This is a genomic window from Nocardia sp. NPDC059195 (assembly GCF_042754695.1).
In the GTDB taxonomy this organism is placed as follows: domain Bacteria; phylum Actinomycetota; class Actinomycetes; order Mycobacteriales; family Mycobacteriaceae; genus Nocardia.
Genome location: NZ_JBHZBG010000010.1, coordinates 1 through 18,980, shown reverse-complemented (window position 1 = coordinate 18,980; position 18,980 = coordinate 1). Strand labels below are relative to the sequence as shown.

At 67.6% G+C, this 18,980-nt stretch carries 19 protein-coding genes, 2 rRNA genes and 1 riboswitch; of the genes, 5 read left to right on the top strand and 16 right to left on the bottom strand.

What is annotated here, in order from left to right; translation table 11 throughout:
* Window positions 1-4 precede the first annotated feature (4 nt).
* Window positions 5-1,018 carry a biotin synthase BioB gene (gene bioB / locus ACFXKN_RS14945; RefSeq protein WP_378957472.1) on the bottom strand — a complete coding sequence of 338 codons (1,014 nt, stop codon included), beginning with the start codon at window positions 1,016-1,018 and terminating at the stop codon, window positions 5-7.
* A 149-nt stretch (window positions 1,019-1,167) separates the two neighbouring features.
* Between bioB and ACFXKN_RS14940 the strand changes: the two genes are divergently transcribed.
* Complete coding sequence (locus ACFXKN_RS14940) at window positions 1,168-1,752, top strand: TetR/AcrR family transcriptional regulator C-terminal domain-containing protein (RefSeq protein WP_379433147.1); 585 nt, start codon at window positions 1,168-1,170, stop codon at window positions 1,750-1,752.
* Here the strand turns inward: ACFXKN_RS14940 and ACFXKN_RS14935 are convergent, their stop codons facing one another.
* Window positions 1,753-2,898 (bottom strand): alpha/beta fold hydrolase, encoded by a 1,146-nt coding sequence (locus tag ACFXKN_RS14935; protein ID WP_379433146.1) that lies wholly within the window; start codon window positions 2,896-2,898, stop codon window positions 1,753-1,755.
* 77 nt (window positions 2,899-2,975) lie between these two features.
* Window positions 2,976-3,734, bottom strand: coding sequence for a DUF6597 domain-containing transcriptional factor (locus ACFXKN_RS14930; protein ID WP_379433145.1), 759 nt, complete (start codon window positions 3,732-3,734; stop codon window positions 2,976-2,978).
* A 61-nt stretch (window positions 3,735-3,795) separates the two neighbouring features.
* Here ACFXKN_RS14930 and ACFXKN_RS14925 point away from each other — a divergent pair, with 61 nt between their 5' ends.
* The gene (locus tag ACFXKN_RS14925) at window positions 3,796-4,374 is read left to right on the top strand and encodes a TIGR03086 family metal-binding protein (protein WP_378957476.1); all 579 of its coding nucleotides are present in this window, start codon (window positions 3,796-3,798) and stop codon (window positions 4,372-4,374) included.
* A 6-nt stretch (window positions 4,375-4,380) separates the two neighbouring features.
* Here ACFXKN_RS14925 and ACFXKN_RS14920 read toward each other — a convergent pair whose 3' ends face one another.
* The 5 genes from ACFXKN_RS14920 to ACFXKN_RS14900 form a co-directional block, all read right to left on the bottom strand.
* The gene (locus tag ACFXKN_RS14920; protein ID WP_379433264.1) at window positions 4,381-5,586 is read right to left on the bottom strand and encodes an MFS transporter; all 1,206 of its coding nucleotides are present in this window, start codon (window positions 5,584-5,586) and stop codon (window positions 4,381-4,383) included.
* A 160-nt stretch (window positions 5,587-5,746) separates the two neighbouring features.
* Window positions 5,747-7,096 (bottom strand): LLM class flavin-dependent oxidoreductase, encoded by a 1,350-nt coding sequence (locus ACFXKN_RS14915; RefSeq protein WP_378957478.1) that lies wholly within the window; start codon window positions 7,094-7,096, stop codon window positions 5,747-5,749.
* Complete coding sequence (locus ACFXKN_RS14910) at window positions 7,093-7,857, bottom strand: ABC transporter ATP-binding protein (protein WP_379433144.1); 765 nt, start codon at window positions 7,855-7,857, stop codon at window positions 7,093-7,095. The genes ACFXKN_RS14915 and ACFXKN_RS14910 overlap by 4 nt, the downstream gene beginning before the upstream one ends.
* Window positions 7,833-8,693, bottom strand: coding sequence for an ABC transporter permease (locus tag ACFXKN_RS14905; protein WP_379433143.1), 861 nt, complete (start codon window positions 8,691-8,693; stop codon window positions 7,833-7,835). The genes ACFXKN_RS14910 and ACFXKN_RS14905 overlap by 25 nt, the downstream gene beginning before the upstream one ends.
* Complete coding sequence (locus ACFXKN_RS14900; protein WP_379433142.1) at window positions 8,693-9,784, bottom strand: ABC transporter substrate-binding protein; 1,092 nt, start codon at window positions 9,782-9,784, stop codon at window positions 8,693-8,695. Before ACFXKN_RS14900 ends, ACFXKN_RS14905 begins: the two co-directional genes overlap by 1 nt.
* Before the next feature lie 123 nt (window positions 9,785-9,907).
* Window positions 9,908-9,971, top strand: a riboswitch (cobalamin riboswitch).
* A gap of 55 nt (window positions 9,972-10,026) precedes the next feature.
* Between ACFXKN_RS14900 and ACFXKN_RS14895 the strand changes: the two genes are divergently transcribed.
* The 3 genes from ACFXKN_RS14895 to ACFXKN_RS14885 are packed head-to-tail and all read left to right on the top strand — an operon-like array spanning window position 10,027 to window position 13,039.
* On the top strand, window positions 10,027-11,058 hold the full coding sequence (locus tag ACFXKN_RS14895; protein ID WP_379433141.1) for a FecCD family ABC transporter permease: 1,032 nt from the start codon (window positions 10,027-10,029) through the stop codon (window positions 11,056-11,058).
* Window positions 11,055-12,008, top strand: coding sequence for an ABC transporter ATP-binding protein (locus ACFXKN_RS14890; protein ID WP_379433140.1), 954 nt, complete (start codon window positions 11,055-11,057; stop codon window positions 12,006-12,008). The genes ACFXKN_RS14895 and ACFXKN_RS14890 overlap by 4 nt, the downstream gene beginning before the upstream one ends.
* Window positions 12,008-13,039 (top strand): ABC transporter substrate-binding protein, encoded by a 1,032-nt coding sequence (locus ACFXKN_RS14885; RefSeq protein ID WP_379433139.1) that lies wholly within the window; start codon window positions 12,008-12,010, stop codon window positions 13,037-13,039. The genes ACFXKN_RS14890 and ACFXKN_RS14885 overlap by 1 nt, the downstream gene beginning before the upstream one ends.
* Before the next feature lie 57 nt (window positions 13,040-13,096).
* On the opposite strand, the gene ACFXKN_RS14880 is transcribed toward ACFXKN_RS14885, so the two are convergent.
* The 8 genes from ACFXKN_RS14880 to ACFXKN_RS14845 all read right to left on the bottom strand — a co-directional run.
* Window positions 13,097-13,594, bottom strand: a complete 498-nt coding sequence (locus ACFXKN_RS14880) for an SRPBCC domain-containing protein (protein WP_378957493.1) — start codon at window positions 13,592-13,594, stop codon at window positions 13,097-13,099.
* Between the two features lie 36 nt (window positions 13,595-13,630).
* Window positions 13,631-14,827, bottom strand: coding sequence for an ROK family protein (locus ACFXKN_RS14875; RefSeq protein ID WP_379433138.1), 1,197 nt, complete (start codon window positions 14,825-14,827; stop codon window positions 13,631-13,633).
* Between the two features lie 25 nt (window positions 14,828-14,852).
* Window positions 14,853-16,094, bottom strand: coding sequence for a sugar ABC transporter permease (locus ACFXKN_RS14870; protein WP_379433137.1), 1,242 nt, complete (start codon window positions 16,092-16,094; stop codon window positions 14,853-14,855).
* Window positions 16,091-16,855: an ATP-binding cassette domain-containing protein gene (locus ACFXKN_RS14865; protein ID WP_378957502.1), complete on the bottom strand. Its 765-nt coding sequence runs from the start codon at window positions 16,853-16,855 to the stop codon at window positions 16,091-16,093. The genes ACFXKN_RS14870 and ACFXKN_RS14865 overlap by 4 nt, the downstream gene beginning before the upstream one ends.
* A complete protein-coding gene (locus ACFXKN_RS14860; protein WP_379433136.1) occupies window positions 16,855-18,048 on the bottom strand; it encodes a sugar ABC transporter substrate-binding protein in 1,194 nt (397 codons plus the stop codon). The genes ACFXKN_RS14865 and ACFXKN_RS14860 overlap by 1 nt, the downstream gene beginning before the upstream one ends.
* Before the next feature lie 87 nt (window positions 18,049-18,135).
* Window positions 18,136-18,546 carry a GNAT family N-acetyltransferase gene (locus ACFXKN_RS14855; RefSeq protein ID WP_379433135.1) on the bottom strand — a complete coding sequence of 137 codons (411 nt, stop codon included), beginning with the start codon at window positions 18,544-18,546 and terminating at the stop codon, window positions 18,136-18,138.
* A 94-nt stretch (window positions 18,547-18,640) separates the two neighbouring features.
* Window positions 18,641-18,757: ribosomal RNA gene (gene rrf / locus ACFXKN_RS14850) — 5S ribosomal RNA — on the bottom strand.
* Between the two features lie 123 nt (window positions 18,758-18,880).
* Window positions 18,881-18,980: ribosomal RNA gene (locus tag ACFXKN_RS14845) — 23S ribosomal RNA — on the bottom strand; the annotation flags it as partial.

Here is an 18,980-nt window from a genome sequence, read left to right as displayed (position 1 = left end):
CGTTTCAGAGCGTTTCGTTGAACGCCTTGATCGGCATGCTCAGCTCACCGAGCAGATCGAGATCGGACTCGGCGGGACGGCCGAGGGTGGTGAGGTAATTGCCGACGATGACGGCGTTGATCCCGCCGAGCATGCCCTGCTTGGCACCCAGGTCGCCGAGGGTGATCTCGCGACCACCGGCGAAACGCAGGATGGTGCGCGGCATCGCGAGCCGGAACGTGGCGATGGCGCGCAGCGCGTCGGCCGCGGGCAGCACCTCCAGGTCACCGAACGGGGTGCCGGGCCGCGGGTTGAGGAAGTTCAGCGGGACCTCGTCGGGGTTCAGCGACGCCAGCTGCGCGGCGAACTCGGCGCGCTGCTCGATGGTTTCGCCCATGCCGAGGATGCCGCCACAGCACACCTCCATGCCCGCTTCGCGCACCATCCGCAGGGTCTCGAAGCGCTCCTCGTAGGAGTGGGTGGTGACCACCTTCGGGAAGTGCGACTTGGCGGTCTCGAGATTGTGGTTGTAGCGGTGCACGCCCATCGCGGCGAGCTGGTCGACCTGCTCCTGGTTGAGCATGCCGAGCGAGCAGGCGACCTGGATGTCCACCTCGTTGCGGATGGCCTCGACACCGGCGGCGACCTGGGCCATCAGGCGCTCGTCGGGACCGCGCACCGCGGCGACGATGCAGAACTCGGTGGCGCCGGTCTTGGCGGTCTGCTTGGCCGCCTCGACCAGGCTGGGAATGTCGAGCCAAGCCGCGCGCACGGGCGACTGGAACAGGCCCGACTGCGAGCAGAAGTGGCAGTCCTCGGGGCAACCGCCGGTCTTGAGGCTGATGATGCCCTCGACCTCGACCTCGGGGCCGCACCACTTCATCCGCACATCGTGGGCGAGCTCGAGCAGTGCTTCCAGGCGGTCGTCACCCAGGCGCAGTACCTCGACGGCCTGCTGCTCGGTGAGGCCCTCGCCGCGCTCGAGCACCTGCTCACGGGCGATGGCCAGAATATCGGTCTGGACGGGTGCCTGCGTCACGACGTGATGTCCCTTCGACGGGGTGTGCGCACGAGCCGTGGGTGTGATCCACCCGGCGTGGCCGTGCAACTTGAACGGTGTTCAGGATAGGGTAGCGGCTACGAGTGAGTCACGACACTCGGGTCGGACATTCGGACGGAAGGACGCGCGTGCAACTGCGGAAGACGGATGTGGTCGATGCCGCCGTCGCGATTCTCGATCAGTACGGTCTCGCCGACCTGACGATGCGCCGGCTCGCCGGCTCGCTACAGGTGCAGCCGGGTGCGCTGTACTGGCACGTCAAGGACAAGCAGACCCTGCTCGGCGCGGTGGCCGACCGGATTCTCGCGCCGATGGACGAGCCGATCACGGCCACCGAATGGCCCGCGCAGCTCACCGAACTAGCGCATCGCCTGCGTGACTGCCTGCTCGCCTATCGCGACGGCGCCGAGCTGGTCTCGGCCACCTACGCCTCGCGCCTGACCACGAGCAAGGCGCGTGAACGCCTGGCGGGCATCGTCATTCGGGCCGGCATGACCAGGGAGGAAGCCGATCTCACGGCCTACACCCTGCTCTACTACGTGCTCGGCCAGACCGTCGACGAGCAGTCGCGCATGCAGATGGACTCCGTCGGCGCGCTGCCCGAGGACAACACCCCCTTGCTCGACACCCCCGACCCCACCGCACGATTCGACTTCGGCTTGCAGCTGTTCATCGCGGGCGTGCGCACCATTCTCGGGGCCCGTATGCGCTGATCAGGGCGGATCGTTGCGATTGGCTTCCTGATAGCGGCGCACGAACGGCAGTACCTGCGTTTCGATGACCTCGTTGTATTCGCGGGGCCGCTGAATCGGATTCGCATGCTCGATCCGAGTCGGCCGCACCACCGAGAGGGTGCCGTCGACGCCACCGGAATGCTCGATCAGCACCTTGTGCGAATACTCCACGTCCACCACGTCATCGCGCGACCCGTCGCGGGGCCGGATGAACACGATCGCCGGGTTTCGCTTGTCCGGATTCGGCTTGCCGAGCGCCCGTAGATCCGCGGCGCCACCGCCCGCGACGATCGCCAGGAACTGCGCTTCGATCAATCCGTTGCTGGCAGCATCGCGAGAGAAGATCTTGTCGCGCAACACCTCTGCGGACACCTCGCGCGCGGCAGTGAAGTCGATGTCGAAGAACAGCCCGTCGCGCTGCGCGAAACGTTCACGCCGAGCCGATATCTCGACCGCGAAGCGCAGCAGCCTGCTCTCCCTCGCGCCGGGCAACCAGCCCACCCACCGCACCAGATCGGCACCGCGACTCCGATTCTCGGGTCGAACCGCGTCCAGGTCCATCGGTGTGCAGTCCAGCACAACGGCCACCAATCGCCGATCGCTGCCCAGGTGGATATGCCGTGCCACTTCCAGCGCGATGATCCCGCCCATACTGTGACCGACCAGCACGATGTTGCGCACATTGCCGTACCGCGCCGCCCGCACGATCATCTCGGCGATGACTTTGGTGTCGATACCCGCGTTGTCGTAGCGCACCGCCCACACCACCCCGAGGCGGCTGAGCGCGGGCAAGGCTGTGGCGGTCGGGGCCGCGTTGACTCCCCCGAGCCCGACCATATCGACCACCGCGGTATCCCAATCCCGCGGGTCGGCGGGCAGATGAACGGGCAGCAGTTCCGGCGCGGTCTGCGCCAGGCGCGCACGCTCGGGGACGACATCGTGGACCCAATACTGACCGAACGCGATCATCGCGACCCCCAGCACCGCGATAATGCGCAGCACCACCAGCCTGGGCAGGCGCCAGCGACGCCAACCGTGTCCGAGCCGGGTTTCGCGCAACCGTTCCCGCCGCCGCGCATCGTCGAAATCCGCGACGGTAGACGGATGCCGATCGAATGACGACATTCTTCCACTGTAGGGGCGCCCGCGGAGTGCCCTGATCTACCTGTCGCCGCTCCTCGGTTCACACGGGCCGGGGCCGGTTACTGCTCGAACGACCCGTACCGCTTCGCGTAGCTGGTCGGTGCTTCGCCGAAGATCTTGCGGAAGTCGCGACTGAGGTGCGGCTGGTCCGCGTACCCGAGGTCGGCGGCCAGTGCCGCCCAGTCGATGTCGACGCCGTCGGCGAGCCGCTCGGTGATCTCGTGCAGGCGGTAGCGGCGGATCACCCATTTCGGCCCGATGCCGACGTGCTCGGCGAACAACCGCTGCACTCGACGGACACTCATCCCGCAGCGCCCCGCGAGCGCATCGACCGTGGTGATGCCCGTGTCGTCGGCGATCATCGCCACCATCCGCCCTGCCCGCTCGGCCTCCGGGTCGGTGACGGGCAGGTGCGCGCGGAGGTAGCCCTCGACCGACCCGACATCCACCGGATCGGGCAACTCCGGGCCGAAAACTGTTGCCGCGTCGACCATTCGATCCCGCAGGTCGGCCACCGGACCGTCCAGGAACGGACGGAACACGCCGGGCCGGAAGGCGACACCGAACACCGAACCCGAGCCGGTGAGCTCGCGGTAGACATGCGAGGACGAGGGGCCGTGCAGTTCGGCGCGACCGTCACGGAAAGTCAGGTGCACGTTCGGCAGCGGCACGACCAACTGCCGATACGGCCGCTCGTAATCCCAGGTGACGACCCAATACCGATCGACATACCGCGCCAGGTCAGCCGACGGTGCGATGAACCTGTGGCGCTGCGACATCTGCCAGGCACCGCCCAGTTCGCGCGGGTCGCGTTCCACCCGGCGAGTCTATGTCGCGTTTGTTCAAGACACCGCCGCGTCGCGGTGGTTACCTCGGTACATGTCCGAAAACGAACGCGTGGCTCGCGCCGCGACACCACTGTCGAAGCTCATCCGCACGGTCGATCCCGCTCGGCTGTCCGACCCGACTCCCTGCGCCGAGTTCGATGTCCGGGCCCTGATCAACCACCTGCTCTTCTGGGGCCCGTCGCTGGTCGGCGCCGCGCACAAGGAAGCCGTCGCACCCCCGGCGACCGCCGAATCCGATGTCGACCTCAGCGCGGGCGATTGGGTCGCGGCCCTCGACGCGCACCTCGACGCGCTCACCACCGCCTGGCGTGACCCCGCCGCGTGGCAGGGAGTGACCCACATGGGCGGACCCATGGAACTCCCCGCACCGCTGGTCGGCGGGATGGTGGTCGGCGAACTGATCGTCCACGGCTGGGACCTCGCTCGCGCCCTCGGTACCACGCCGCACTGGGACGACGACCTGCTGCGCGAGACCTACAACGAGACGGCCGCCACCGCCGAACAGGGGCGCCAGATGGGCATCTACGGCCCCGAAGTGCCCGTCGCGGCCACCGCTCCTCTCCTTGACCGCATCCTCGGCCTCACCGGACGCGACCCCGCCTGGTCGTAGGCCCGGTCAGTTGCTGTCCACCGACTCCCGGGGCTCGCGAAGATCCGCGGCCTTCGGTTCGGGCACCGTGACCGGGGCCACCGGGAGCCCGGGGAACCAGCGATACATCGCGGCCGCGCCGCCAAGGCCCGCCACCGCGAGCGCGCCCGCCGCCGCGCCGAGCACCGTCACCGCGCTGATCGCGCCGACCGCGATCGGGCCCGCGAACATCCCGATGTCGTGGGTGAGCCGCCAGGCGCCGAGGAATTCCGCGCGCTGACCGGGTGGCGCCACATCGGCGCCGACGGTCATGATCACGCCGTTGCTCAACCCGTTGGCGAAGCCGAGCAGCACGGCGACCGCGGTCAGCCCGACCACCGACCCCGCGAACGGCAACGCAGCGTACCCCGCGGCGAAAGCGATCATCGCGGGAACGCCGATCGCCCTGCGGCCGTAGCGATCCAGCCAGATTCCGGCCGGATACGACATCAGCACGTCGACAGCGCCCGCGATACCGAACACGATGCTGGTGGTCGCCGCGTCAGCACCGATGTGCACCGCCCACAACGGCAGCAGCGATTGCCGTGCCGCCCGTGCCGCTCCCATGAGCAGGGCGCCGAGTCCGAGCGTGCTCAGCAGTTTGCGATGCTCGGCCACCACGGCGCGAATGGTGTTGTCGCTGACCACCGTCGGCGACCCATCGGTCTCCGGCATGGCGAACACCAGCGCGCCCGCGACGAGCATGGCGACGAGCTGGATCCACAGCCCGCCGACCGGGCCGAGCCAATGCACCGCACCCGCGCCGAGGAAGGGTCCGGCGAAGAACCCGAACCGCATCCACCCGGCCAGCGCCGAAAAGGCCCGTCCCCGATCGACGCTCGGCACCACGGCCACGATGTAGGTCTGTCTGGCCAGGCCCCACACCGCACCCGAAGCACCGTTGATCAGCAGCCCGACCGCGAACACGGCGATATTCGGCGCGAGAATGGCCACGAGCAGGCCCAGTGCGCAGGTCAACGAGCCGAGTGCGATCGCCTTGCGCTCACCGGTGCGCGCCACCAGCCACCCCGCGGGCAGATCACCGAGAATGAGCCCGAAGCCCATCATCGCGACCACCACACCCGCGGTTCCGACCGATGCGCCGAGTTCGAGCGCGTGCAGCGGCAGCATGGGAGCCGCCGCGCCCGAACCGATTCCGTACACCGCCGACGGCACGAACACCGCCAGTGCCATGGACCGCAACCGGGTCGGCGGTCCGCCCACATCGTTCGTCAGATCGGACCGCGCGGTCACGTTCACCGGGTCGCCGCCGACCGGCGGGCCACCGCAGGTCCCCGGCCACGTCGTGATCGCGCCGATGCCGTCATCGCGTCCCCACTACGACAGCCCACCGTCATCCCGCGAGCGCGGCAGGACGAGCGAATCTACTCTCCGGGCGGGCCAATCCGAAGTGGTCACGCAGCGTGGTCCCGGTGTATTCGGTGCGGAACAGCCCGCGCTCCTGCAGGATCGGCACCACCGTTTCGGCGAACACCTCGAGCCCACCGGGGTAGTAGGGCGGCATCACGTTGAAACCGTCTGCCGCGCCCTGGGTGAACCACTCCTCGATGGTGTCGGCCACTTGCTCGGGCGTCCCCGCGAACACCCGGTGCCCGCGCGCACCCGCCAGCCGGTGCAGCAGCCCACGCAGGGTCGGCCGTTCCCGCTCGACGATCCCCGCCACCACCTGCAATCTGCTGCGCGCGTTGTCGGTGACATCGCCCGCCCCCGCGAACACCTCCACGGGCACCGGCTCGTCGAGCGCGAAGGTGCGCAGCGAGGTGCCGGTGATCGATTCCAGCTGCTTGATCCCGTACTCGGGCACGGTCAGCTCGTTGAACTCGCGCTCCAAACGCAGTGCGGCGGCCTCGGTATCGGCGATGAACGGGCTGATCCCCGGTAGAATCTTCACCTCGTCGGCAGTACGGCCGAACTCGGTGGCCTTCGACTTGATATCGGCATAGAAGGACTGCGCGTCCGAAAGTCGTTGGTGTGCAGTGAAGATCGCCTCCGCGTACTTGCCCGCGAAGGCGCGACCCTCGTTCGATGCCCCCGCCTGCACCAGCACCGGACGTCCCTGCGGTGTTCGTGCCGAGTTGAACGGCCCACGCACACTGAGATGTTCGCCGACGAAGTCGATCGGATGGATCTTGGCCGGATCGGCGTACACCCCGGCGGCGCGGTCGAGCACGATCGCGTCGTCCTCCCAGCTGTCCCACAGCCCGACCACCGCGTCGACGAATTCCCGTGCGCGGGCGTAGCGTTCGGCGTGATCGGGGTGTCGTTCGAGCCCGAAGTTGGCTGCGGCGAGGTCGGTTCCGGTGGTGACGATGTTCCAGCCCGCGCGTCCACCGGAGATGTGGTCGAGCGAGGAGAACAGCCGCGCCAGGTTGTAGGGCTCGTAGTAGGTGGTCGACGCGGTCGCGATCAGGCCCAGATGTGTTGTCACCGCGGCGATCGCGGTGAGCAAGGTGATCGGCTCGAGGCCGGGCGCGGCATTGTGACGCACGTCGGTGCGCAGGGCAGGACCGTCGGCGAAGAACACCGCGTCGAGCTTCGCCGCCTCCGCGGTGCGCCCGATCTCCTGGTAGTAGGAGACGTCGTAGATGCGGTCGGGCCTGCTGTCGGGATGCCGCCAGGCAGCCTCGTGGTGCCCGGACGGGTAGATGAACGCGTTGAGACTCAGTTGACGCGGTGCACTCATGACGCCTGTTTCACTTTCTCTGATTCCGTTGTGTCGACACCGAGCCCGGTCAGCAGCGCCTCCCGCAGCCGGACGAACTCCGGGTGCGCGTGCCTGCGCGGGCGCGGGGTCTCGATGCGCTGGTCGATCGTGATCCGGCCCTCGTCGAGAACCAGCACCCGATCGGCGAGCAACACGGCCTCGTCCACGTCGTGGGTCACCAGCAGCACGGCGGGCCGGTGCCGCTCGCACAGCGCCTGGAGCAGGGCGTGCATCCGAATCCTGGTCAGTGCGTCGAGCGCGCCGAACGGTTCGTCGGCCAGGAGCAGTTCCGGCTCACGCACCAGTGATCTGGCCAACGCCACCCGCTGCTGTTCACCACCGGAAAGCTCACGCGGCCACGCCTTCTCGCGACCGGCCAACCCGACCTCGGCCAGTGCCGACCGCCCGCGCCGGTCCGCGTCGCGCCCGGTCAACCCGAGCACCACATTGTCGAGCACCCGCGCCCACGGCAGCAGCCGCGAATCCTGGAACACCACCGCGCGCTGCGTCGGCACCGTGAGCTCGCCGGAACCGGGTACCTCGGAATCGAGTTCGGCCAGCGCCCGCAACAGGGTGCTCTTGCCCGAACCGCTGCGCCCGAGCAGCGCGACGAACTCACCGCGCCGGATCTCGATATCGATGCCGTTCAACACGATTCGCTTGCCGAAGCCGCGGGTGAGCTCGCGGGTGCGTACGACTGCCCGCTCCTCGGAGCTCAGTCGCCCAGTGTCTGTCGCCATGCCAGCACCTTTCGTTCCGTTGCCCGCACGGCGAGGTCGCCGAACAGTCCGAGCAGTCCGTAGATCACCAGACCCACGACGATCACGTCGATCTGGCCGTAGGTGCGCGCCTGCGTCATCAGGTAGCCGATGCCGCTGGTCGCGTTGACCTGTTCGACCACCACCAGCGCCAGCCAGGAAATCGTCACCGCCAGCCGCAACCCGAGGAAGAACCCCGGTAGCGAACCCGGCAGCGCGATCCGCCGCAGGAAACCCCACCGCGACAGCCCGACCGTCTCGGCCAGTTCCACATAGCGCGCGTCGACGCTGCGCAGGTAGGCATGGGTATTGATATAGATCGGGATGAGCACGCTGGTGGTGATCACGATCAGCTTCATCTGCTCGCCGATCCCGAACCAGACGATGAACAACGGGATCAGCGCCAGCGTCGGGATCGCCCGCTTGATCTGCACGGGACCGTCGACCACCGCCTCACCGAGCCGGCTCAGCCCCGAGACCAGCGCGAGCACCACGCCGATCGCCACACCGAGGACGAGGCCGATCACGGCCCGCTGCAACGAGGTCAGCAGGTTGGACTGCAACCGGCCGTCGGCGATCAGCTCACCCGCGGTCTGCGCGACCGTCCATGGCGCGGGCAGTGTCTCCGGGTCGATGGCGCCGATCGCGGATCCGACCACCCAGGTGCCGATGAGCAGGACCGGTCCGAGGGCGAAACCGAACGGGATGGGCTTGCCGGGTCCCAGCCTGCGCCTGCCCCGTCCACGCGGGGCGAGCGCCTCGACCGGGGCCGCGCTCGTCCTGATCCGGCGCAGCACGCCGATATCGAGGGTGGCCATCAGCCCGCCGCCGGCGCGAACGCCGCCCCGCTGGCCGTGACGGCCTCGGTGACCGCGGCATCGAAGCGCAGATCGAAACCGTCGACGGCCTTGATCTTCTTGGGCAGCTCGCCCACGGCGTCGATCGCGTCGATGGTGCTCTGCTGCCGGGCGATCAGCTGCTGGTCCAGGTGCGGGAAGGTGAAGGTGCCGAGCGATTCGACGATCCGCGCGGCATCGTCGGCGCTGACCTTCTGGCTGTCGACGTAGTAGCGGCTCGCCCATTCCTCGCGATGGGTGTTGGTCCACTGCCAGGCCCGCACGAACGCGCCGACCAGGGCGCGGGTCGCGGCGGCCTTCGCCGGATCCTGGACCACCGCCCGACGCGCGTACACATAGGCGAGGCCGCTGTAGATGCCCGTGGTCTCGGAGTCCGGGATCAGCGAGGTGCCCTGGGTGCGCAGGAACCTGGTCACATTGGGTTCGATCAGCGGCGCGACATCGACCTGACCGGTGCGCACCGCGTCCGGGAATTCGGCCAGCTGCAACCGGACCAGCTCCACATCGGTGGGCTTCAGGCCCGCCTTGGTGAGTGCCTTCAGCACCGACGCCTGCTGGGCGGTGCCCTCGGCGTAGGCGATCTTCTTGCCCTTCAGATCTGTCAGCTTCGAGATCGAACGGCCCGGTGCGACAGCGAGTTTCATCGCCTTCGGGTTGGTCTGATAGGAGCCGATGATCGGCACGTCCTGCCCCGCGGCCAGCGCGTGGATCGGCGGCACATCGCCGACCTGGCCGACATCGGCCGCGCCCGCCCGGAAGGCCTCGAGGATGGCCGGACCACCGACGAAGTTCGCGAACTCGATCGTGAACGGTAGCTTGTCCAGCTCGCCGGACAGCCGCAGCGCCGATTGCAGCCGTTCCTGCTGATCGGCGACGACGAGCGTGGTCCCGGGCGGAACCTCGGTCGGCAGCGGCGCGTCGGGGGTGCCGACCGGTGCGTCGTTGCCCGGTGCGCAGCCGGTCAGGCCGAGCGTCGCAACGGTTGTCATCGCGAGCAGTGCGGCGGTGGCGCGGCCACGCAGGCCGGGTCGAAAGGTGTTCGGTCGGTACATAGAGGGATTCAAGCAATCACGATCGCCCCCGAACACCATTAGCCTTTCCATGATTCGAAGGGCCCGGCTCCTGGTTGGCACTGAGTGCCGCGTTAGAGTCTGGGCGTCATTCCCTGCGGGTGCGGGAATCCGGTGTCACTCCGGAACGGTCGCGCCACTGTGATCGCCTCGCGGCGAAAGTCAGACCTCCCTCGCCGGGACACCCTCTGAAAGGGCCGCGCCTTGCCTGTGGAGAATTCGCGATGATCCGTACCCGGATCTCGCTCGCACTGCCCCTGCTCGGGGTGCTACTGCTGGCGGCCATGATCGGTGCCACCGGATTCGGCGCGGAGATCGTGCCCGTGTCCGCGGTGCTCGACACCCTCATCGCCCGGCTCACCGGCGCGACACCCACCGATCTCGGCCTCGACACCATCGTCTGGCAGCTCCGGGTGCCACGCACGCTACTGGCGGCGGTGGTCGGCGCCGGATTGGCACTGGCCGGTGCGGCGATGCAGACGTTGGTGCGCAACCCACTGGCCGATCCCTTCCTGCTCGGCGTCTCCTCCGGCGCCGGTGTCGGCGCGGCCGCGGTCATCACCTCCGGGTTGTTCGCCGGTGCGGGCATCTGGGCGCTGTCCGGCGGTGCGCTGGTCGGCGCGTTCGGCGCCGCGACCCTGGTGTTCCTGATCGCGTTCGCCCAGGGCGGTCTCACCCCGCTGCGGCTGGTGCTCACCGGCACCGTGCTCGGTTCGGCGTTCGCCGGGTTCAGCAGTTTCCTCGTTTTTCGCAGCACCGATCCCGCGGCGGCGGAGTCGGTGCTGTTCTGGTTGCTCGGTAGTCTCGCCAGTGCCGATTGGACGACCCTCGCCCTGCCGTTGACCGTGGTGGTGGCCTGCGGCGCGATCCTCATGGCGAGCGCGGGCTGGTTGGACGCGCTCACGCTCGGCGCGGACACCGCGTCGTCGGTCGGCGTCCCGGTGCAACGCCTGCGCATCGGCCTGTTCGTGCTGCTCGCGGTGCTCGTCGGTGTCCTGGTCGCGGTGTCCGGCGGCATCGGCTTCGTCGGTCTGGTCGTCCCGCACGCCGCACGGATGATCGTCGGCCCCCGCCACCGCAACCTGCTCCCTACCTGCGCGCTGGGCGGTGCGCTGTTCCTGGTGGTCGCCGACGCCGCCACCCGAATACTGGTGCGCCCCACCGAGATCCCGGTCGGTGTACTCACCGGCCTGATCGGCGCTCCGACCTTCCTGCTGCTGATGGGCAGGCGCCGCTACCAGTTCGGCGGATCATGAGCGGCCGCCTGTACACCTTCGGCCGACGTGTGCCTGCCCGCGATGACGAACCCCGACCGCGACCTGCGCCGACCGCCGCCGCCCCGGACGATCGGGAGCCGAACCGCGCCACCAACCGACCGCAGACCCCAGGACCCCTTACGACGGAGCCCGATTCGCACGCTCGGGCCGAGCCCGGCCGATTACGAGCCGTCGGGCTCACCTGCACGGTCGGCCGACGGAATATCGTGGTCGGCGCGGAATTCTCGATCGAGCCCGGGGAGACCATCGGGATTGTCGGGCCCAATGGCAGCGGCAAGTCGACATTGCTTCGCGTGCTGGCAGGGGTGCGAAAGCCCAGGCAAGGCAAGGTGCTCGTCGACGGGCAAGTGCTGCATTCTCTCGGACCTCGACAGCGCGCCGCGGCCGTGGCATTGGTGGCGCAGGACGAGGACCCGCCCGCCGACATGCTGGTCGGCGAGGTAGTCGCCCTCGGCTTGACCCCTTATCTGCCGCCATGGGGACTCGGTGGTCCGCGCGAACAGCGCCGTGTGGCACAGGCCTTGGCGGCAGTCGACCTCGACGGCTTCGCGGGCAGGCAGGTGCAGCAACTCTCCGGCGGCGAACGGCAACGGGTTCTGTTGGCACGGGCGCTGTTACAGGACACCCCGGTACTGCTGCTCGACGAACCGACCAACCATCTCGACGTCACCCATCAGCTCGAGCTGCTCACCCTGATGCGGAACCTGAACCGGACCGTCGTCGCCGCCCTGCACGATCTGTCGCTGGCCGATCGCTACTGCGACCGAATCATCGTGCTGCACAACGGTTCCACCCGAGCACCGGCACCACCGCCACAGGCGCTGGCAGCCGATGTCGTCGCCGAGGTATTCGGTGTCGACGCCACGCGCGTCCAGCACCCGCTGACCGGCGAAAACCACCTGTTGATCACCCCGCGAGAGGCGCGATGATGAAGACCCACGGCCGGATCCTGGCCACCACCGCCCTGGCCGCCGTTCTGACGGCGTGCACCGGCACCACCACGCAGTCCGCGACGACGATCCCGATCCTCAACTGCGGCAAGGAATCCCAGTTCCCCGCCCCCGCACAGCGACTGTTCGTCAACGACGGCAATCTCATCTCGATGGTGCTCGCGCTCGGTGCGCAGAACCAGGTCGCCGCGGTCTCGAGCATCCAGCGCGACGCCGACACCCTGCGCGCGCACTACGGCGCCGACATCGTCGACGGCCTGAACTCTGTTGCCCCCGAGTATCCCTCGCGCGAGACGGTGCTCGCCCAGCGCCCGGATGTGATGGTCGCCGGCTGGAGCTACGGCTACGACGAGGCGAGCAACCTCACCCCCGCATCACTGCGCAAGGACGGCATCGCCGCCTACGTGCTCACCGAGAGCTGTCGCCAACTCGACGGCGCCGCCGCACGCGGCACCGTCGAACCATGGACCGCGTTGCGCACCGACCTCACCGACCTCGGCACGATCACGGGCCACCCCGACCGCGCGCGGGAGGTCACCGCCGACCTCGACCACCGGCTCGCCGCCCTGACCGCCGCCCCGAAACCGGCGCGAACCCCGACCGTATTCCTGTTCGACAGCGGCACCGACACCATCTTCTCCAGCGGGAGATACGGTGCGCCGCAAGCGATCCTCGAAGCCGCGGGCGCCCGCAACATCCTCGACGATGTCGACGACACCTGGACCAAGGTCTCCTGGGAGCGGCTCGCTGCCGCCGACCCGGACGCGATCATGTTCGTCGACTACCCCGGCCAGAGCTACGCGCAGAAGGTGGAAATGCTGCGTTCCAAGCCCGGTATCAACGGTCTGCGCGCGGTCCGCGAGAGCCGGTTCTTCAATCTGCCGTACGCGCTGTGGACGAGCGGACCACTCAATATCGACGCGGCCGAACAGATCCGCAGGCAGCTCGAAACGTGGAACCTCGTCCCCGCCTCGGGAATCACACCCCGCGCGGACGACGCCGTACGTTGACCTCGAGCCCGGAGCCGGGTCGGCCGGTGCGCTGACCCGTGCTGTCGGTAGGGGAACTCAGTCGGTCGTGCCCCGCTCGGCGAGCGCTACCAGCTTCGTCAACGCCATCTGCCAGCCGACTTGGTTCTCGGCGGAGCTGAGCCCTGGCGGTACCCCCTCGTGCAGTACGTCGAGGTGGGTGCCGCCGTCAGCGTCTGTCAGGGTGAAGGTGATGGTCTGCGCCCCGGTCATGCCCGGCTTCTCCGTGACGAATTCCAGCACCTGGACCACTTGCTCATCCGGGGTCAGCGAGCGGAACGTCCCGAAGTAGGCGTCGTGCTGCTGGCGCACCGTTCCCGCATCGTGGGGCTGCCCCGTCTCGCCCACGTTGGTGGGATCGTCGTGGGTGAGGGTGATCGAGAACGATCCGCCCTCCACCGGCTCGAACCGGTGCACATCGACAGTTATCCCGTCGGGCATCATCCAGGCAGCCACCGCGTCGCCATCGAGCAGCAGCCGGTAGACGGTCGAACGAGGCGCGTTGATCTGCGTGCCGATCCTGGTGGTCGTCGCCATGTCTTTCACGATAGCCGCCCTGCCGACGCCGACCGGTCAACCTGCGGAGCTACGCGCCAGTGTCTGCAACGGGTCGGTCAGCACGTCGGCGAACGCCAGTTCAGCGGCCCCGATCAGTGGCGCGTCGTCGGCCAGCGCCGAGGTGCGCAGCCGGACCCGTTCACGGACCGCGAGCAGTCCGTTCTCGGCCAGCCTGCTGCGGACCTGGGCGGCCGAGGCGAGATAGACCTCGCGCAGCACCCCGCCGAACACAACCATCGTCGGGTTGAAGATATTGACGAGGTTAGCCACCCCGTAGCCGAGCCAGTCGCCGACCTGGTGCAGCGCGTCGCGGGCGGTGGCGTCGCCGCGGGCGGCCGCGTCGACGATCGCTTCGACCGCCGCCCGCCCACTGAGGTCGGCACGCCCCGCCGCCGCGATCAACGCCAGCTCCCCCGCCTCGGCCTCGAGGCAGCCGCGCGACCCACACCGGCACGCCCGCCCGCCGGGGTTCACGATCATGTGCCCGACCTCGCCGCCGTAGCCACCCTCACCGCCGAGCAACTCGCCGCCCATGATCACGCCACCACCGATGCCGACTTCACCGTGCAGGTAGATCAGGTCCGACACCCCGGCGCCGACCCCGCGTTCGCGCTCGGCCAGCGCGCCGAGGTTGGCATTGTTGCCGACCACGACCCGAACACCGAGCCGCTCCGACAGTTTCGCACCGACCGGCACATCGACCCAGCCGATATTCGGCCCGTACCGCACAACACCGTCACCCTGACGGACCATGCCACAGAACGCGAGACCCACACCGACGCGAACGCTGTCGGGCCCCGCCGCGGCGACCAAGGTCTGCGCCATCACCGCCAGCGATTCGATCACTTCCTCTGGATCGAATGCCGCACTGTCACGCGGTGTTTCGCGACGGTCGAGAATCACCCCGCCCAGACCAACCCGCGCCACCGCGAGCCGGTCCGCGCCGACATCCAGCGCGAGCACGTACACCCGCTCCGACTCCGGCCGCACCACCAGCGACGGCCGCCCGGCTCTGCCGGTCTGGCGTGGCAGTTCCTCACTCACCAGCCCGGCAGCGGCGAGATCGGTGGTCAAAGCCAGAATCGTGCTGCGATTGAGGCCCATTCGCTCGGCCAGCTCCGCCCGCGATACCGGGCCGCTCAGATGGACGTGGCGCAGCAGCACGGCGAGATTGCGCGTTCGGATCTCGTCCGGGGCGGGTGCAGCCCTCATCCGGCCCAGCCTTCCCGGTCGATGGTCAACTACCTGGCAGCGAACGCTTGCGCGAGAGCGCGTCCACCCCCGCCGCGAGCAGCAGGACAAATCCTGTCACAACGAATTTCGTGCCCGCGCTGTAGCCCATCAGCCCCATCCCGTTGTTGATCACCGCCACCACCGCGGCGCCGAGCAGCGCGTCGAGCATCCGGCCGCGACCACCGAACAGGCTGGTACCACCGATCACCGCAGCACCGACCGCCGTGAGCAGAACGTCGGAACCACCGGTGTTCGGATCGACGGAATTGGCCCGCGACGCCGCGATCAATCCGCCGACGGCAGCCATCGTCGAACAGAGCACGAAGGCGCTGATCTTGATCCGATCGACCGGGATGCCCGCACGCCGAGCCGCTTCCACGCTGCCGCCGACCGCGTAGATATGCCTGCCGAACGGGGTGCGATTGAGCACGAAAGTCCACAGCAGCAGTAGCGCGATAATGATCGGCACCACGATCGGCATGCCCTGCAGCGAGTTGACCTCCGGATTGCGACTGCGCTCGTCATTGAGCACCAGCACCGCAATCCCCGCGATGAGCGCGACCGTCGCGATCCGCAACGCGACCACCGGCGCCGTCTCGCCGGTGAGCCCGAGTATGTTGCGCGCCCGCAACTTTCGGTACTGCACGAACGAGAACCCGGCAAGCAGCACCAGGTACATGACCCAGCCGAGCAGGGGCGGCACATTCTTGTTGGCGATCGCCAGGATCGTCTCGTCGTGAATGGAGATATTGCGGCCGTTGTCCATGATCTTCAGCGCGACACCCTGCAGCGCCAGGAACGCGGCCAGCGTCACCACGAACGACGGGACACCGATCTTCACCACGATCGCACCGATGGTCAGCCCGATCACGACACCGGTGAGCAGCGACACGAGCACCGCCGCGTACCAGGGCAAGCCCTTGTCGGTGAGCAATACCGCGAGCACCGCGGCACACACACCACTGGTGAAGCCGGCCGACAGGTCGATCTCCCCGAGCAGCAGCACGAAGATCAAACCCATCGCGATCACCGCGATGGCGGCACCCTGGGTGAGCAGGTTCGCGATATTGCCCTGGGTCATGAACACCGGCCGCGCGATCCAGAACACGACCGACAGCACGACCAGAGCGATGACCGAGGGCAGTGCGCCCATGTTGCCACTGCGAATCCGCGCGACATAGCCGGTGACCAATTCGGTTACCGGTGCGGCAGGCTCGGCGGCCTTGTCTTTGACGACCACACTCATGCCTGCACTCCGATTCCGAGGCTCCCGCTGCGGCCGGAAGTGATCAGTTCGACGACCTGCGAATGGGTCACATCGGCGGTCCGTACCTGCGCCGCCATCCGGCCCAGATACAGCGCCGCGATGCGATCCGAAACCGCGAAGACGTCGTTCATGTTGTGCGAGATCAGCACCACCGCAAGGCCTTTGTCGGCCAGGCGGCGCACCAGTTCGAGTACCTGCTGAGTCTGGGCGACACCGAGCGCCGCGGTCGGCTCGTCCAGAATCACCACCTTGCTGTTCCACAGCACGGCCTTGGCAATGGCGACGGTCTGGCGTTGCCCGCCGGACAGGCTCGCTACCTTCTGCCGCACGGATTTCACCGTCCGCACCGACAGACCGGCCAGTGTCGCGCCCGCCAGTTCCTCCATGCCGTACTCGTCGAGCACGATGCCGTGCTTCTTCTCGCGGCCGAGGAACATGTTCTGCACGATGTCGAGGTTGTCGCACAGCGCGAGATCCTGATAGACGATCTCGATTCCCAGTTCCGCCGCGTCCCTCGGATTGCCGATCTGCACCGGCTCTCCGTCGAACAGCACCTCACCCGCATCGATCGCATGGGTGCCGCCGATGCACTTGACCAGGGTGGACTTGCCCGCGCCGTTATCGCCGACCAGTGCCGTCACCTCACCGCGGTAGGCGGAGAAGTCGATATCGTGCAGCACGTGCACCGGGCCGAAGCTCTTCTCTAATCCGCGCAATTCGATGAGCGGGCTATCGGTCATCAGCGGACGCCGTTATCCGCGCAGAGCTTCGCGAATTCACCGGTGCACAGCTCCGCCTTGTCGACGAAACCGTCCGCCACGACGTCGTTCACGTTGTTCTTGAAGATCGCCTTGGGTTCGAGCAGCACCGCGGGCACCTTCGTCTTCGCCTCGGGATCGTCGACGGTGCTCGGTGCCTCGCCCTTCTCGCCATTGGCCAGCGCGATCGCCAGCTTCGCGCCGGCGGCGGCCTCGAGGTTGATCGCCTTGTACACGGTCATGCACTGGTCACCGGCCAGCACATTCTGCAGACCCTGCACGGTGGCGTCCTGACCCGTCACCGGGATCTGACCGTTGAGCTTCTGCTTCTTCAGCACGGCGATGGCGGCATTGGCCAGACCGTCGTTGGCCGCGACGGTACCCTCGAGGTTCGGGGTGCCGGTGAGCATCTGTTCGAAAATGGTGCCCGCCTTGGTGTTATCCCATTCCGGGACGGCCTGATCCGGGCCCTTCACGTACTCGCCCGCGTCGAACTTCGGCTTCAGCGCGCCGTCGTAACCGCTCTTGAACAGGGCGGCGTTGTTGTCCGTCGGACCGCCGTTGAGGTAGGCGACCACCGGCTTCACCGCCTGCTTGTCGGCCAGGCACTTCGCGAGTCCGTCGCCCATGAGCTGGCCGACCTTCACGTTGTCGAACGACACGTAGTACGGCGCACCGCCGCCGAGGGTGAGCCGGTCGTAGTCGATCACGGTCACGCCCTGCGACTTGGCCTTCTGGATGACCGCCTTGCCGGTGCCGCTGTCGAGGTTGGTGATCATCAGCACCGAGGCGCCGTTGGTGATCATCTGATCCGCGATGGTCTGGAAGGCGTTCTTGTCGCCCTGGGCATTCTGGATGTCGGCCTTGACCCCCGCGGCGTCGAACGCCTGCTGGAGATACTTGCGATCCGCTGTCTCCCACCTCGCCGAAGTCTTGCTGTCGGGCAGGATCACGCCGATCTTGGCGCCGCCTCCCGAGGAGTTCGTAGTGTCGTCGCCGCAGGCGGTGAGCGAAGTGGTGAGAAGTGCGAACGAGACGGCCGCGATGCCGAAGATCCCCTGACGCATGAGCGTGGGCCTTTCGTGGAACCACCGCCTGTGGGCGGTCGAGCTGGAGCGAATGTTGTTCTCGACAACATACTCCAGCGTGACGTGGCCCACATGAGAATCGGACATCAGTCGAGCGCTATCGACGCAACGGGCTCTGGACCAAAGATCACAAGCTGACCGCCGCCGAACGGCGCTCCGACGAATCTCCGGCTTTTAGCTGACCTTGGTGTTGCGCTTCAGCAATGGACGTCGCCGCCGGGCGCGGTCAGCTGTGACGGCATACTCCTCCGCCAGCACGCCGTAGAGCATGAGATCGCTGTGTTGGCCGTCGACGAACCGAGCCTGGCGGGCGACGCCCTCTCGGACCGCACCGACGGCCGCGCAAGCTGCAATCCCGGCGCGGTTTCGGTCGAGGATCCAGGCATACATCCGGTGCAGCCCCATCACGAGGAGGCCGAGAACCGGCTGCGCAGGGCGGCGCGGGATCACCTCGACAGACCCGCTGTCGGCCGGGCAAGAAGCAGCTGTGCACGGGCTACTGCAGGTGCTGCGGACAGCGGAACCCAACCCGTGACGCAGCTCAGCCTCGAGGGACAAATCCGCTGCAACAACCTGTTCGTTCACCGACACCCCGTACGGCTGCAATGTTGCTTGTGCTCCGGAGACGCGAACGCAAAAAGGCCCTCCAACCGAAGTTGGAGGGCCTTTCGCAAAGATGTTCCGGCAGTGTCCTACTCTCCCACACCCTGTCGAGTGCAGTACCATCGGCGCAGGTGGCCTTAGCTTCCGGGTTCGGAATGGGACCGGGCGTTTCCCCACCGCTATAACTACCGTAACTCTATGAAACTAGACAGCGCTCCCCAATAACACCAAACCCCACAAAATATGGGACCCGATGATCAGGTTTGCTGCAGTGTCTGTTGCTTCAGAAACCGCACAGTGGACGCGTAACACCTTCGTCAATAAGCCCTCGGCCTATTAGTACCAGTCACCTACACACGTTACCGTGCTTCCAGTTCTGGCCTATCAACCCCATGGTCTGTAGGGGGCCTTAACCC